Source organism: Shewanella sp. 3_MG-2023, assembly GCF_030548765.1.
GTDB lineage: Bacteria > Pseudomonadota > Gammaproteobacteria > Enterobacterales > Shewanellaceae > Shewanella.
Map to the genome: position 1 here is coordinate 202,500 of NZ_JAUOSH010000002.1, position 15,881 is coordinate 218,380.

The window sequence follows — 15,881 nt, forward strand, 5'->3', positions numbered from 1 at the left end:
ATGAGCATTTAAGAGAAATAACTTCAAAACTAGAAAAAGATACCAAAGCTTCAATAGGAGCTAAATTCTCTGGGTTGAAGCTCAATCTAGAAGAAATAAAAAAACTATCTGATCAAGAAAGAACAGAAATCAAACAAAGAGCAAGCCAAGTCGTTAATGGCTTACAAATTAAGAAGTTAAATGAAGTACTTGATCTGTTGGCACTGTATTCATTTAATGATGAACAAAAAAAGTTTTACATATTAATCGATCAATTAGACGAAGATTGGGCAAATACAAATACTCGCTGTAGATTTATTAGGGCTTTAATCGAGGAAATTAAATCTTTTAGAAAAATCCCAACAGTAAAAGTGATTGCAGCGCTAAGAAAAGACTTATTAGATTTGGTTTTTGATAGAACAAGAGATTCAGGTTTTCAAGAAGAAAAATATGAATCTTACATTTTAGAACTTAAATGGTCTAAAGAAGAACTTGACTCTCTAGTTGTATCAAGAATAAATGAAGTATTTAAAAGCCAATATACAAGTGAGGACATAAAGTTTGAAGATATTTTTCCAAAACCGAGGAAAGGCGGGGGTCAAACTTCTATAGACTTTATGTTAGAACGCACATTACGCCGACCACGAGATGTACTTCAATTTGTAAATGAAGCTCTTAAAATAGCATATGATCGAGATCGTATTTCATGGAGGGCAATAATAGCAGCTGAAGCTAATTACTCAGAAAAAAGACTAAAATCTTTAAAAGAAGAATGGGGTGAGATGTATCCGTCTTTTATTGACACAGTTGAAGTTCTAAGAGGGTTACCATCAACCTTTACAAGATCAAAATTAGATTCAAATAGACTTGATGATATAGTTGAGACTTTGAATGACGGGCATGAGAGTGACCCTTGCGTGATCATGGTGAAGAGCTTTTTTTCCGGTAAATCAGTTAAAGACAATGATATCATTTATGCTATGTTAAGTTGCCTCTACAGGGTAGGTGCAATCGGTATAAAAGTGAGTTCTTTAGATACATTTTTATGGTCCTATATTGATCAATCCACAGTATCTAAAGGTGAAATTAAGCGTTCAAGCCATATAAAAATTCATAAGATGCTACATAGGGCTTTAGATATAGAGGTAGATCAGCAAACAATCTTTAATACTGAGATTGAAGAATAAACTTATTATCAATATGATACGTATAATTTTAAAAGACAGAAAACCGCTACTTTTCGTCACGAATTTTACTGATGTCGTATTTCAAAGTTTAAGATTCCAAAAAAAAGCGAACCAATCGGTTCGCTTTTGTACTTTAATAAATAACTAAACTTCAAACAAAGCCAGCTACCACCATAATTGCGTCGCTGGCGATGATAAGACAAGGAAGCCGATGCTTTTAGCCACGGAGTTGACTGGTGTCAATGAGTAGCTAAAAGTGTCGGCAGACGCCGTATTATCAAGCCCAAGCAGCAATTATTCGTAGTCACTTAGAGGGACACAAGAACACATAAGATTACGATCCCCATAAACATCATCAATACGATTCACCGTCGGCCAGAACTTATTCGCTTTAACCGCTGCACTTGGGAATACGGCTTCTTCACGGCTGTAAGGACGTGAATCAAACGCTGGGTCCATAATGTCAGCCATGGTGTGTGGTGCATTGTGCAGTGGGTTGTTATCGCTTGGCCACTCGCCTGCTTCGACTTTGGCAATCTCGCCACGAATAGAGATCATCGCTTCGATAAAGCGGTCTAGCTCTACTTTTGACTCTGACTCTGTTGGCTCAATCATTAACGTACCTGCTACAGGGAAGCTCATGGTTGGGGCGTGGAAGCCGTAGTCATTTAGACGCTTAGCAATGTCCATCTCAGTGACGCCAGATGCTTCTTTAAGTGGACGTAAATCGATAATGCACTCGTGGGCTACGCGATCATTACGGCCAGTAAATAATACTGGGTAATGGGCCGACAGCTTCTTCATCACATAGTTAGCGTTAAGTAGCGCCATTTGGGTTGATTGCTTAACCCCTTTTGTGCCTAACAGCTTAATGTACATCCAGCTAATAGGTAGGATGCTAGCACTGCCGTATGGCGCGGCTGATACTGCGCCATTATGGTCGCTTTCGCGGCCTGGTTTGACAACTTTATGGCCTGCAACAAACGGCGCTAAATGCTTTTTAATGCCGATTGGGCCCATTCCTGGTCCGCCGCCGCCATGTGGAATAGCAAAGGTTTTGTGTAGGTTAAGGTGTGATACATCAGCGCCGATAAAGCCCGGTGATGTAAGACCTACTTGTGCGTTCATGTTAGCGCCATCAAGGTAAACTTGACCGCCATGTTGATGAACGATTTCACAGATTTCGCTGATTGATTCTTCATACACACCGTGGGTCGATGGGTAGGTGATCATAATGCACGATAAGTTATCAGCAAGCTCTGCCGCTTTCGCTTTTAAGTCTTCTAAATCAACGTTACCGTCTTTATCACAGGCTGTAACGACTACTTTCATGCCAGCAAGCTGGGCAGAAGCGGGGTTAGTACCGTGAGCAGATTGGGGGATTAAACAGATGTCTCTGTGCCCTTCGCTGCGTGACTCGTGATATTTCTTAATCGCTAACAGGCCAGCGTACTCGCCCTGCGCGCCAGAGTTTGGCTGAATACACACTTCGTCGTAGCCCGTAATGTTAACGAGAAAATCTGACAATTCGTTAATTAACTGAGTGTAACCTTGGGCTTGTTCAAGCGGGCAGAATGGGTGCATGTTGGCAAATTCAGGCCAGCTTACTGGTAGCATTTCAACGGCGGCGTTTAACTTCATGGTGCAAGAACCCAGCGAAATCATTGAGTGATTTAAGGCTAAATCTTTATTCTCAAGACGCTTGATGTAACGCATCATTTCAGTTTCGCTTTGGTAGCTACTAAATGTTGGGTGAGACAATATCTTGTCGTGACGGATGAGATGAGCAGGAATTGATCCCTCGCCTTCGCCAAAAGCAGCGCCGCCAATGATTTCAGCATCGAGTGTTGCTACATCTAGACCGTGGTCAGCACCTAAGATGACATCAAATAACTGAGCGATATCTTCACGGGTGGTGGTTTCGTCAAGGCTGATGCCGACGATACCGTCGTGGTCGATACGTAGGTTCATTTCAGCAGATAATGCACGTGCGTTAACCGCATCAACATCAAGGCCTGATAATGAAAGGGTGTCAAACCAAGTGCTGTTAACTAACGCTACGCCTTTGGCTTTTAGGCCGACGGCTAAGATGTCTGTTAAACGGTTAATACGGCTGGCGATATTTTTAAGGCCAACGGCGCCGTGAAATACCGCGTAAAACGACGCCATATTGGCTAATAAGATTTGCGCAGTACAAATGTTTGAGTTGGCTTTTTCGCGGCGGATATGTTGCTCACGAGTTTGCATAGCCATACGCAGGGCTTTATTACCGCGGGTATCTTTTGATACGCCAATAATACGACCTGGCATTGAACGTTTGTGTGCATCACGTGCAACGAAGAAGGCCGCATGTGGTCCGCCGTAGCCCATTGGTACGCCAAAACGCTGAGCGCTACCAAAAACGATATCTGCGCCCATCGCCCCTGGTGATTTAAGTAATACCAGTGACATGATGTCAGCAGCAACAGTCACAATCGCTTTCTTTTCAGCAAGCTTAGCGAACAGTTCAGTGTTGTCGTTAATCTCACCAAAACGGTTAGTGTATTGGAATAATGCGCCGAATAGCTCGTAGTTTGCGGCTTCGCTTGCTGGGCCAACGATAACTTCAAAACCAAAACATTCTGCGCGAGTTTGCACTACGTCTAATGTTTGTGGGAATACGTCGTCTGCCACGAAAAAGATGTTGGCTTTTTTGGCTTTTGAAACGCGCTTGGCCATGGCCATTGCTTCAGCGGCGGCGGTTGCTTCATCAAGTAATGATGCTGAGGCGAGATCAAGTCCAGTTAAGTCCATAGACACTTGTTGGAAGTTAAGAATGGCTTCTAAACGGCCTTGGGCGATTTCTGGCTGGTACGGGGTGTACGCTGTATACCAACCCGGATTTTCAAACACGTTTCGTAAAATGACATTGGGTACTTCTGTACCGTAGTAGCCCATACCGATATAGCTTTTAAAGACTTTGTTTTTGCCAGCTATGCCGCGGATGTAAGCGGTGCCTTCTGCTTCGCCACATGAATCACCAATGGTCAATTCTTGCGGTAAACGAATTGAACCAGGCACTGTTTGTGCGGTTAAGTCTTCGAGCGATTCTGCGCCAACAAAATTCAACATTTCTTGCTGTTGAGTTTGGCTTGGGCCGATATGACGGCTTAAAAACAATTCGTGTTGCTCTAATTGAGTTAGGGTCTGCTTTGTCATGAGAAATCGTGTTCCAAATCTGCCAGTATTTTGCGGTAGGGCATCAATAGCTGGTCTAGGAAAAAAATGTTGTAATGCAATACTTATACGCGGGACGTAAGGATCGCTAATGCCTTTAAATATTTAAAGGTAAAACAAAAGAAGCTCCCAAGGGAGCTTCTAGTAGCGTCGACGATTATTCTTCGTCAATCACTTCTTGGTAACCGTCAGCGTCTAACAAGTTAGCCACTTCAGCTTCGTCTGAAGGCTGAACGCGGAAGAACCAACCTTCGCCAAATGCTTCGCTGTTTACTAGCTCTGGTGAGTCTTCTAATGCTTCGTTTACGGCAATTACTTCACCTGAAATCGGTGCATAGATGTCTGATGCAGCTTTTACTGATTCAGCTACGGCGCAATCTTCACCGGCTGTCACTGTGTCGCCAACTTCTGGTAATTCAACGAATACCATGTCACCTAATAGCTCTTGTGCATGCTCAGTGATACCGACAGTGTAAGTGCCGTCTTCTTCTTTGCGGATCCACTCATGAGATGATGCATATTTAAGTTCAGCTGGAATGTTGCTCATTGTCGTAATTCCTATATCTATAAATTTAAAGCGTAATCGTTAGTGTTATTTAAGTGCTGGCTAACAACCTCATTAGCAACACTTTTATTATTCAGTGACTTCAATACAAGCATTTATAACACTTTGGTTAGAATGCCTGTTTACCATTTCTGACAAAGCTTGGCGCTATTACTTTAACAGCTACGCGCTTTTTACGCATTTCCACTTCAGCGGTATCGCTAATGCCTTGGGGTACTCTTGCCATGGCAATTGAGTAGCCTAAGGTTGGCGAGAATGTGCCGCTAGTAATTGAGCCTTGGTGCTCTAGGCCGTCTGCATCAGTAAAGAATACTGGCATGCCGTGACGCAGTACGCCTTTTTGTTCCATGACTAGGCCAACTAATTTGTCAGGTCCAGCGGCTTTAATAGCCGTTAATGCTTCGCGGCCAATAAAGTCGCGCTCGCTTGGTTCCCATGCGATAGTCCAGCCCATGTTAGCGGCTAATGGGTTAACGGTTTCATCCATATCTAAACCATAAAGGTTCATGCCTGCTTCTAAACGCAGGGTGTCACGTGCGCCTAGTCCACAAGGCTGTACGCCTGCTTCGAGTAGTGCTTGCCATAAGTTTTCAGCCTCTGCTTCAGGTACGATAATTTCGTAGCCAACTTCACCGGTGTAACCCGTGGTAGCAATAAACAGTGAACCTGCTTGCACGCCAAAGAATGGCTTCATGCCTTCAACGGCGGCGTTTTGCTCAGCGCTGAATACAGTGGCGGCTTTGGCTTTAGCGTTAGGGCCTTGAACGGCAATCATCGCCAGCTCAGGGCGCTCAGTAATCGTCACCTCAAAGCCTGCAGATTGTTTTTCCATCCATGCTAAATCTTTTACCCGAGTTGCTGAGTTAACCACAACGCGGTAATGGGTATCGGTAAGATAATAAGTGATAAGGTCGTCAATTACGCCAGCATTGTCATCTAACATGCCGCTGTATAGCGCCTTGCCAGCAACTTTAAGCTTAGCAATATCATTTGCTAATAATTTGCGTAGAAATGCACAAGCATCGGTACCCGTCACATCAACCACTGTCATGTGTGATACATCGAACATACCTGCGTTTTGACGCACAGCGTTATGTTCTTCGATTTGTGAACCGTAGTTAAGTGGCATGTCCCAACCGTGGAAGTCTACCATCTTGCCATTTGATTCTAAGTGCTTGTTAAAGAGTACAGTTTTATTAGCCATTATTATCTCTTTTTTATGAACCTTCTGAGGGTAAAACTAATGAAGGTATTTTATAAATGCGCCAAAATTATACCCACAGGGTTAATTTTGTATAGTAGGAAATTTTCTAATCTGAGACTTTGTCATTAGTTTAGCTAATGCGACTATAGGCGTTTTAATATCTTTATTTACGCCAACTCGGCCCATCCCCTGATATATAAGGATTTTTAGGCCGAATTAGCTAAAAAATTTAATCTCGACAAAGCTTAGGAAGTTTCACTTTATTGCCTATAGCCTGTTTGATGAACACTGTTTTTAGTCCTGCGACATTATCAACTAGGTTTAAACCCAGATCTCTAAAGGCTTTTTTAACTGGATTGCTACCGGAAAATAGTCTTTTAAACCCTTCCATTGCGCTAATCATTTCAATGGCATCAGCTTTTCGCCAGCGCTCAAGGGCGCGAAGGTTGGCGTAATCACCGAGATCTTTACCCGCTTCATGTAACTCGCTAACGGTTTCGATAATACTGGCCGCATCTAAAAAGCCTAAGTTAACCCCCTGACCTGCTAACGGATGGATTGTATGGGCGGCGTCACCGGCTAAAATCAAACGATGACGGGCAAAATGACGGGCATAACGCATCCGTAATGGGTGCGATTGGCGCGAGCTGACCAGTTCACAAATGCCTAAACGACCATCTGATGCTGCGGTTAAGGCTTTTGAGAACTCATCACTTGATAGCGCTAATAATTCTTCTGCTTGCTGGGGCGATACTGACCACACGATTGAGCATAAATTGTCTTCATACAATGGCAATAAAGCTAATGGGCCATCGGCTAAAAACACTTGGCGGGCGGTAGCATCGTGGGGCTCACTGGTGCGAATAGTGGCGACAATGGCGTGATGACCATAATCCCAAAAGGTTAATGGGATTTGGCATTGGCTACGCACCCAAGAATTGGCGCCGTCAGCGGCAATCACTAGGGCGGCGCTTAAGTTGTCGCCGTTATCTAGGGTAAGCCATGATTCACGCTCACCAAAGGCGATGCGCTCTAGTCGCTGACCTTCTAGGTGGGTGATGTTCGAGAGTTCAGCGGCGCGTTTTGCTAAGGCAAAGCTGATGGCTTGGTTTTCGATAATCGCCCCAAGGGATGGCTCGCTAATGCTGGCGGCATCAAAGGCAATTTTACCTAAACCGTCTTTGTCCCACACCGCCATTTTTGAATATGGGGTAGCGCGGGCGCTATCAATGAACTGCCAAGCACCTAAGTTGGTAAGTAGTCGCTCACTGGCTTTGTTAATGGCACTCACTCGAAGGCGTGGCTCACCTGACACAGCCTCTGTTTGGCCCGCATCAATCACCACCACGTTTAAGTTTGCCTCGGCTAAACCGATTGCCGTTGCCAAGCCAACCATACCACCGCCAACTATGGCTACATCATAGGTCTGAGTTTGAAACATGTTAATCCTTAATCTTCAATCGGTTTACTGAGATGCTTTATTACTGCACTTGCAATCTTTAGACGCTTTTCCAGCCCATGGCTTTATGGGCAATCGGCGCTTTAAGCGGCGGACACCATGACAATAATCTTAACCCTAAACTGCGCCCAGCCACTAGCGGCCAATACTGATTTGAGAAGCCACGCACTAAAAACTCAACATTGTTGATGGTGGCCATTCTATCTTGCTGTCTTGATGCAAGGTAATGATGAATAAGCGAGTTGTGGCCAAGATCTAAACTTTCAATGCCAGCTTCAATACTTGTATCAATACTGCTTTTAATGCTGGTTTCAATACTTGTTTCGACAGCATCGATTAATCCAACCACATCACGTAGACCTAGGTTAAAGCCTTGACCTGCAATGGGATGTAAAGTTTGCGCCGCATTGCCAATAAACACAGTGCGATGATAAATCGGTCTTGGCATGTAAGATAAGGTTAATGGATAACTGACCCGTAAGCCGACATCAGTAAAGCGCCCGGCGCGATTGCCAAAAGCCTGTTGCAACGCGGCTAAAAAGTCGACTTTGTCACAGTGTTTAAACTGATGGGCTTGCTCAGCATCTAGCGCCCACACTAATGACAGCCGAGTTTTACCATTTATTGGCGCCATGGGTAATAAGGCTAATGGGCCAGTGTCAGTGAAACGCTCATAGGCCCAACTATTGTGAGGTTTATCAGTTTGGACATTGGCCACCAGCGCCACTTGTTCAAATTCAACTTGAGTCACATCTTGTTTTAACGCTTGGCGCACTTTGGAGTGAGCACCATCTGCAGCCACTAACAACTTGCTGCGAATTTGCTGGCCGTTATCAAGGGTTATCGTGTGACCATCCATATCGGTTTCAAGCTGAGTTAGGCTTGCTGGGCAGTGCAATTTAATATCCGCTTGTTGAAGTTGATCAAACAAGACTTTACCGACTTTCGCTAGCTCAACCACTTGCCCCATTGATGGCAGGCCAAATTGCTCAGCGTTAAGCTCGGTCATGCCAAAGTGACCGCGATCTGAGATATGAATATTTTCAATATCGCTGCCAAGGCTGGCGATACTTGGCCAGATCCCTAACTGAGTTAACTCAAATACTGAGCCATGGGCAATGGCGATTGAACGCGAGTCAAACCCTGGGTGATTATCATCAGTTTTTTGCGCTTCAATTAAGGCGATAGATAAAGGACGATTTAAAAGACCTGCATGTTTAGCGGATAATTTTTCTGATAATTTTGCTAAACCCAGCGCTAAACTGGCACCAGCCATAGCGCCGCCAACAATAGTGATATCCACCTGTTGTGGTGGCTGTGGTAATTGGGCACTTGCCTGTTTGCTATCTGTCTTCGCGTTTAACTCAGTCATAAAGCCTGTTCTTATTGTTTTTGTTAATTATGATATGAATTGAATATTGTTATGATGGTATTGCTATTGGCCATGTAGCTAGTTCAGCTCTGGTTCGTGTTCTGGCTGAGCTCAAGTATCTGTGATGCCAGAGGACTTTTCACCCCGAGCCAACACGGCCCAAGGCGAAAGCTACATTCTAATTAGTGCAGCGGCGCTAATGGGGATTCTTCATCTAATGGCATTTCAGGGCCAAACTCTGAGTAACATAAAATAGCCGCCATTCTGACAAACTCGTGCAACTCGATAAATGCAGCTTCTGATTCATCATCATCGCTGACATCAAATTCCACTTGAGCAATAGCGCCTAAATCTTGGATAATTTCGCGCACATCAGTTGATGCGCCGTTAAGCTTTGGCTGAATAAGCGCAATAGCGGTTAAGTAGCTTTGTACCCATAGGGCTAAGCACTCTAAGCGCAAGCTGAGTAGCTCTTCTTCTTCTGGTAATAACGGCGTAAAACCAAATTCAGCATCGCTTAAGCGAGTCGCTGTGTCTTGGAATAATTCATTGATAAGTTGTTGCAGTTCAGTGCTGACTGCTTGACCGTCATTCATCAATTCAAGTAATGGCTTTTGCCAAGCTAATTTTGCTTGATCTACCCCACCACAAATTAAACCAACTAATGCGCCATGCACCTCAACAGGATGCTGACCAATTTCAGCTGAATCTAACGCTTGTTTTAGTTTTTCAATACATAAAGAAGGAGGGGTTGCCATGATATTGTTCCAGTTATATTCAATCAGATGCAATGCTAGCAGAGTTAATAACTGCCACCAAATTGTTCATTGCGATTTGCTAAGTATAATAGCAAATTGACCAAAGCTTCACTAACCCCGCCGCTATAAAGCTAAAGCTGATATTAACTGTCTTGTCTATAACGCAATCAACTAAGCGTTTTGCACCAAAGCGAGTATTCTTAAACGGTAAACTGTTCGATGCCATTAATTTGTAAAAATAGAAATGACGATTGTAACGCTTATTGCAATGACGGCTTGTATTAGCCTTGAGCTAGGCGCTTAACGAGTTATCCTGCCTGACGTGTAGGGAACGTGTAGAGAGTTTAGCCATAATTATGTTTTAAGATTAATTATGCTCAGACAACAAGCAAATAATCGTAAAGGCGGCGAGTTACCTTGCACTTTTAATAGTAGCGCTATATAGTCCGCAAATAGACTAATACCGTTATCAACTGTGGTAAAAGCGTAATGCTAAGGCGTTATCGCGAGGTAAGTCGTTAACCTGCTACAATTTTTATTTTTCGACAAATAAGGATCTTCAGCGAAGCATGAGTAATAGTGCTATTGATATCTCCCTGTTAGGGCGCACCTACTCGATTAATTGTCCTAAGGGACAAGAGGATGCTTTGCGTGCGATTGCCAAGGGTGTCGAGCAGCAGCTTTCTACATTAAAAACACGTACCAACAATTTGAGTCGCGAAGAATTAGCCATTATGGCCGCGTTAAATATTGGTCATGAGTTGTATGAAGAGCAGCAAAAAAATCAGCAGTATATGGCGCAAATGGATGAGCGTATCTCGTTATTACAATCAACGTTAGAAAACTCGTTGCTTGAACGAACCACCAAGAAAGGTTAACAATTTTAGAATTATGTACTGCCGCTAGTAATGGCTAACGGTACCTGGTTCAACCCTGTTTTGCTCCCTGGGATATTCGCTTGTAGGTTATGTCCCTGTGCCGATATTTACAAACCCAGGGTGAATGCTTTCATTGACATTGCGTATGCTCGGCTCGTATCGAGAAACCTTAGGATATGAACATTTTCCCGCCTTGAACCTACGGTTCAAGGGCTGCACCGACGGTCGGTATTCTGGGGAGCAATTTAATTTAAAACAAACCACCTCAATGGTGGTTTTTTTATGGCCAAAATTAGCGCTTAGCTACTCACCCGCCAAGCCCTTAATCATCCAAGCAATTAACCATCCAAGCCCTTAATCGTCCAAGCCCTTAACCATCCAAGCCCTTAACCATCCAAGCCCTTAACCATCCAAGCCCTTAATCGTCCAAGCCCTTAACCATCCAAGACCTTAACCATCCAAGCCCTTAACCATCCAAGCCCTTAACCATCCAAGACCTTAGCCATCCAAGCCCTTAATCGTCCAAGACCTTAACCATCCAAGCCCTTAACCATCCAAGCCCTTAACCATCCAAGACCTTAACCATCCAAGCCCTTAATCGTCCAAGCCCTTAGCCATCCAAGCCCTTAATCGTCCAAGACCTTAACCATCCAAGACCTTAGCCATCCAAGCCCTTAATCGTCCAAGCCCTTAATCCTCCAAGACCTTAGCCATCCAAGCCCTTAATCGTCCAAGCCCTTAACCATCCAAGACCTTAGCCATCCAAGCCCTTAATCGTCCAAGCCCTTAACCATCCAAGACCTTAACCATCCAAGACCTTAGCCATCCAAGACCTTAATCGTCCAAGCCCTTAACCATCCAAGCCCTAATCGTCCAAGCCCTTAACCATCCAAGCCCTAATCGTCCAAGCCCTTAACCATCCAAGCCCTTAATCGTCCAAGCCCTTAACCATCCAAGCCCTTCTCAATCACAAGCTCGATATTTTGGCAAAGTCACTCATTTTTAAACAACATCTTCACGGTGTTTTTTATGGCTAAAACTTATAATGGGTTGTCAATCATTCGCCAAACAGGCCCTAACGGTCCTACAAAAAATGTATCAAAACCAACTAAAGCCTCAGTAAAGTGAATCAAAAACTTCTTTGGGGCTGACACACTTGTTAAAGTTATGGTTATTATTGTCTTAACCTTTAGATTACGGTATAAAATAGCAAAATTAGCCAATTTATATAATGAGTTATGCCAAGCCGCCAGTTAAGTACCCTACTACTTTATTCTATTCTTTTTAGCTCATTTTTCATTCTTTCAGCTTGTAAATCGACTCCAGAGCCAGTGAAAACTGTGCATGTCACCCCTAAAAAACTGAGCCACTTGCCCTATGATGCTGCAACTCACGGCAAAGATATTGTCGATACTCAATTGGCCTTAGGCGATCGTAATTTATATCTTGCCAGTAACGGCAATATTAAGATGCTATCAAAAGCGCAATGCCAAATTGATATTTCAGCCCATCGTGGTGATTTTCGCCAGCCTGAAAGCAGTTACAATGCAATTTCTGCCGCACTTAACGATAACTTCAACAGTGTTGAAATTGATGTCATGTTGCTGGGCGATGGCACTTGGGTAAATCACCATGACAGCCAAACTGGCCGCGCCACTGTGCATTACACCGGTGAGCGTTTCAAACTGGAGCGCATGAACCTTAAAGAGTTTAAACGGCTAAAACTGCGGGACAAGCATAATAACAATCTACTCAATGAGCGGCCGATCACCGCTAAAGAGTCCTTTAAAATATTCGCCGCCCAGCGACTGCCAAATCAAAAATTAAATGTAGAAATAAAGTCAAAAGCCAATGGCCAAAAATTGCTTGAGCTAGATAATATGCTCAGAAAGTACGTCGGCCACGAAGGCTATTACTTCTCATCGTCTGAGCAAGATACCTTAGTGAAATTGCGAGGCATAAACCCTATTGTTTACTTGGGCTTTGTCCAAGGTGGTCACCCTACCAGCATTGATATCTTGCGCAGCGACTTACGCAAAGGCGCAAGTAACGATGCTTACTATCTAGAAAATCACACTAATATTGAGCGCGCTAGCAATTATGGTACCAAACGATATCGCTCCCGTTATCAAGATCACACCAGCACTGATGCACTCAAAAAGCTAAGAGCAAAACTGGGTTACAACTCAGGGATCCACCTTGATATTCGCAGCTACATGCAAAACTCTGGGGTAAAACAACGCACTCAGCGACTAGGAATGAAAGTGTATAGCTATTCACTTAATGGCACGGATTATCATCAGTCACAGTTGCTCAAACTGAGTAAAAATAATCTGCCTGATGGTGTCATTGTCGATGCCACGCCTTACAAGATCTGTCAGCAGTTGTTTAATGCCGCCGTGCCAGCGCAGCGCTATCAAGCAGTGACAGATTTAGGTCAATACATTGTCTCACTGCCAGTAGATGCTGACTTTGATCGCTTTAAAGAAATGCTCGGCTACCAGCATGAAGGTTACTATTTATCATTAACCTCCGGCCTTAAATCCATCTATAGCGCGAAAGCTAAAGTGGTGCCAGCCAGCACGCCTACGCCGTTATTGGAGCATGGTTTTCCCACTATCACCGATGAAAAAATTGATACCCATACTGGTGACAGCATCATCTTAACCTTGCCAAGCAGCAATGCTAAATAACTAAAACTGAAACGAGAACTAGAACTAGAACTAGAACTAGACCGATAACAACAATGATTAATAACAATGACCAATAACAATCATAGCCCCTTTGCTACCGATCTACTCAATAGCGCCCCGACACAACAAAAAATGCAAGCGGCTGAGCAAGCGTTAAATAAGGTTAAATCAAAGCAGCATTCAGCGCAGGCTAAAGCCAAGCATCAGCAGCAACGTGAAGCGCAAATAACCCAAATGGGCAAACCCTTTTGGTGGATGCTACTGATGTTCATTTGCTCAGTGGTGTATTTATTTCCTGAAGCCGTTTTTAATGCCGCCTTAACCGATGTCGCCGGTGGCCGTAATGCCAGCGAAGATGAATTGCACGCCATTGAGTTATTTGGTCGCACCATCAGTGGTATAGGGGTGACGCTGCTGCTAGCAGACTTATTACTAAAGGGCCGCCGCGTTGCCAAAGTGTCGCGGGCATTGGGGTATTTTGCACTGATTGCACTGATAGTGTGGCCAACAGTTTTCTTTGGTCAAAAGTGGTTAGTGGATCATTTTATTATTGATACATCAAGCCCACAGGAGCGCCAACAAGCTTACTTATCACAGGTTCTACGCAGCGCGCTTATTGAAAAGTCTATTCAATTTGAAGGGATCCATTACGATCCCGATAGTGAACATAACGCCACCGAAAAAACCTTTCTGTCTGTATTTGGCGGCCTTGTGTATGCCGATGATAAGCTGGTCGATGATTTAGAACAGCAAAAACGGGCCATCATGGAAAAATTTGTCCGTGACCGCGCCATGTCGAATTTCGATCTGCACTATAGTGACTACGATAGTTTTCGCCTGCGCCTACAAGATAGCTATAAAGAGTACGCTCAAGGTTCTAATGATTACAACCAAGCACTGGCCAGCTCGCCAGAGCGTTCCAATGAATATTGGCTAGACACCCAAAACCAAGTTAAACAAGGCTGGGAAAAATACCAAAAAGGGACTGATGCTTACGAAGCCCGCGTGGAGTCCCGTGCCCAACAAATCGCCCAAAAGGTGTATGACTATTTTGAGCGTCGTAATAAATGCGCCGACATGAAAAAAGGCAGCAGTCGCGATCGCTGTTTCGAGCGTTTACAAACCGGTTATGACCAAGAAATCGCCAAATACGGTATTGGCTATATTCCCCCTGATGATTGGCTAAAGCGAGAAGAGATTTCGACCTCGGAAAATGTCGGTAATTCAATTATTAGCGGGGTAATGACCTTAGGCCTATTTACCGCAATGCAAGCCGTTGATGCTGCTATGGGCGGCGATGCCGGTTTTAAAGATCATAGAATGATATTCACTAACGATGTAAATCATTACAAAAGCGTGCTGATGGTAAAAATGGAGCCAGATTTTGTCAAAGAATCTGGCGGTTATCCATTAGGGATATCAAGCATACATGAGTTCAGGCACCATGAAATAACCAGTGCTAAAGTCAACGCCAGATTAAAACAAAAAGGCCTAATGTTACCAAGCACTTGGGTTATGGCTGACAGAGTGAGTTTTGATAATGCTGTCAGTAAAAAAGTGCGCCAACAAGCGGATGCCAAATGGCGTGCAGCCATGAAGAAGCAAGGCAATGATATGCCGCCTAATTTAAGCTGGCAGCAGTTTCAGCAACAGGGCGATATTCAGCGCCGCATAGCAGCTAAAATGGCAGAACTGTATGTGAACCCAACCCTTGCTGATTGGAATAATCGTGAGTTTAAGCAGCGCATCATTGAGCCTAATATTCAGCGCAAAACCACCGAGTATCTTAATGTACTTGAAGCTCAGCAAGCTGAGTTTGCTGACGGCGGCGCATTTGAATCAAGCGGTAAGTCAGCCCTAAGAGCAACGATTATTCCGCCTATTTCCATGTCAATTAGCTTGGCGTTGGTGTTGCTAACCGTGTTAAAGCTACCCATGAAAGCATTTGAGTTAGTACAAGCAAAGCGCACCTCAAACGCCGAGGCCCGCCCAACAAAGCCCTATATAAAACCGGCTATTTCAGCGGGGATATTAGTGGCTATTTTTGTGGTGCCACTGTCGCTAGGCGGTAATCATTACACCGCTAATGGCTCAGCGCTGCACTACTTTTTTGAGCAAATGAAAAAAAATGACTCTGCCAGCATTTCTTATGCGCTTAAGTGGCTATTGGTCACTCAGCCTATGGTGCAACCAATTGGCACAGCCATTGATCAAAGCCTGTTTATCACCCAGGGATTTGATGCCATCAGTGAGCCAATTCACCGCTTTGATCAAGCGATTATGTCGCCATTAACTGTCACAAAAAAACCATCGCAGTCAGCGCAAGCACATGCGCCGCTTTTACCTTTAACCATTAAAACCAATGTTAACAATGCCAAGGTGGCAGTGATGAATATAAAGCCCAAATACCAAGCGGGAATGAAACTGTCTGCCGGTGGTTACGACATTAAAGTCAGCGCTCCAGGCCATAACTCGGTGCGGCAGTGGGTCTACCTCAAAAATGATGAGACCACTTTCAACATTAAGCTTTAACAGCATAGTTAAGGTTAACTGATAACATAATTTTTAGT

10 protein-coding genes and 1 other RNA gene are annotated in these 15,881 nt (G+C 44.0%); 5 read left to right on the plus strand and 6 right to left on the minus strand.

Annotated features, from left to right (window positions below; genetic code table 11):
• Positions 1-74: 74 nt before the first annotated feature.
• Positions 75-1,166: a hypothetical protein gene (locus Q4591_RS02095; protein WP_303459127.1), complete on the plus strand. Its 1,092-nt coding sequence runs from the start codon at positions 75-77 to the stop codon at positions 1,164-1,166.
• Positions 1,167-1,460: 294 nt separating this feature from the next.
• On the opposite strand, the gene gcvP is transcribed toward Q4591_RS02095, so the two are convergent.
• The 6 genes from gcvP to Q4591_RS02125 all read right to left on the minus strand — a co-directional run bounded on the left by gcvP (position 1,461) and on the right by Q4591_RS02125 (position 9,740).
• Positions 1,461-4,364, minus strand: a complete 2,904-nt coding sequence (gene gcvP, locus Q4591_RS02100) for an aminomethyl-transferring glycine dehydrogenase (protein WP_303459130.1) — start codon at positions 4,362-4,364, stop codon at positions 1,461-1,463.
• 175 nt (positions 4,365-4,539) lie between these two features.
• Positions 4,540-4,929, minus strand: coding sequence for a glycine cleavage system protein GcvH (gene gcvH, locus Q4591_RS02105; RefSeq protein WP_076539644.1), 390 nt, complete (start codon positions 4,927-4,929; stop codon positions 4,540-4,542).
• Between the two features lie 127 nt (positions 4,930-5,056).
• Positions 5,057-6,151 carry a glycine cleavage system aminomethyltransferase GcvT gene (gcvT, locus tag Q4591_RS02110; RefSeq protein ID WP_303410347.1) on the minus strand — a complete coding sequence of 365 codons (1,095 nt, stop codon included), beginning with the start codon at positions 6,149-6,151 and terminating at the stop codon, positions 5,057-5,059.
• 229 nt (positions 6,152-6,380) lie between these two features.
• Complete coding sequence (locus Q4591_RS02115; protein ID WP_303459132.1) at positions 6,381-7,592, minus strand: FAD-dependent oxidoreductase; 1,212 nt, start codon at positions 7,590-7,592, stop codon at positions 6,381-6,383.
• 58 nt (positions 7,593-7,650) lie between these two features.
• Entirely contained in the window at positions 7,651-8,982 is a 1,332-nt protein-coding gene (ubiH, locus tag Q4591_RS02120) for a 2-octaprenyl-6-methoxyphenyl hydroxylase (protein ID WP_303459134.1), read from the minus strand.
• 182 nt (positions 8,983-9,164) lie between these two features.
• The gene (locus Q4591_RS02125) at positions 9,165-9,740 is read right to left on the minus strand and encodes a UPF0149 family protein (protein WP_102435706.1); all 576 of its coding nucleotides are present in this window, start codon (positions 9,738-9,740) and stop codon (positions 9,165-9,167) included.
• Between the two features lie 569 nt (positions 9,741-10,309).
• Between Q4591_RS02125 and zapA the strand changes: the two genes are divergently transcribed.
• From zapA to Q4591_RS02145, 4 genes are all read left to right on the plus strand, one after another.
• Positions 10,310-10,618 (plus strand): cell division protein ZapA, encoded by a 309-nt coding sequence (gene zapA, locus Q4591_RS02130; protein WP_076539654.1) that lies wholly within the window; start codon positions 10,310-10,312, stop codon positions 10,616-10,618.
• A 61-nt stretch (positions 10,619-10,679) separates the two neighbouring features.
• Positions 10,680-10,862: non-coding RNA, 6S RNA (ssrS, locus tag Q4591_RS02135), on the plus strand.
• Positions 10,863-11,856: 994 nt separating this feature from the next.
• The gene (locus Q4591_RS02140) at positions 11,857-13,311 is read left to right on the plus strand and encodes a glycerophosphodiester phosphodiesterase family protein (RefSeq protein ID WP_303459136.1); all 1,455 of its coding nucleotides are present in this window, start codon (positions 11,857-11,859) and stop codon (positions 13,309-13,311) included.
• Positions 13,312-13,377: 66 nt separating this feature from the next.
• The gene (locus tag Q4591_RS02145; RefSeq protein ID WP_303459138.1) at positions 13,378-15,843 is read left to right on the plus strand and encodes a hypothetical protein; all 2,466 of its coding nucleotides are present in this window, start codon (positions 13,378-13,380) and stop codon (positions 15,841-15,843) included.
• Positions 15,844-15,881: the final 38 nt, after the last annotated feature.

Bases quoted from the DNA above. Each gene is read 5' to 3' on its own strand.
- Q4591_RS02125 (WP_102435706.1), bottom strand. From the start codon at position 9,740: ATGGCAACCCCTCCTTCTTTATGTATTGAAAAACTAAAACAAGCGTTA.
- Q4591_RS02140 (WP_303459136.1), top strand. From the start codon at position 11,857: ATGCCAAGCCGCCAGTTAAGTACCCTACTACTTTATTCTATTCTTTTT.
- gcvH (WP_076539644.1), bottom strand. From the start codon at position 4,929: ATGAGCAACATTCCAGCTGAACTTAAATATGCATCATCTCATGAGTGG.
- gcvP (WP_303459130.1), bottom strand. From the start codon at position 4,364: ATGACAAAGCAGACCCTAACTCAATTAGAGCAACACGAATTGTTTTTA.
- Q4591_RS02115 (WP_303459132.1), bottom strand. From the start codon at position 7,592: ATGTTTCAAACTCAGACCTATGATGTAGCCATAGTTGGCGGTGGTATG.
- ubiH (WP_303459134.1), bottom strand. From the start codon at position 8,982: ATGACTGAGTTAAACGCGAAGACAGATAGCAAACAGGCAAGTGCCCAA.
- zapA (WP_076539654.1), top strand. From the start codon at position 10,310: ATGAGTAATAGTGCTATTGATATCTCCCTGTTAGGGCGCACCTACTCG.
- gcvT (WP_303410347.1), bottom strand. From the start codon at position 6,151: ATGGCTAATAAAACTGTACTCTTTAACAAGCACTTAGAATCAAATGGC.
- Q4591_RS02145 (WP_303459138.1), top strand. From the start codon at position 13,378: ATGACCAATAACAATCATAGCCCCTTTGCTACCGATCTACTCAATAGC.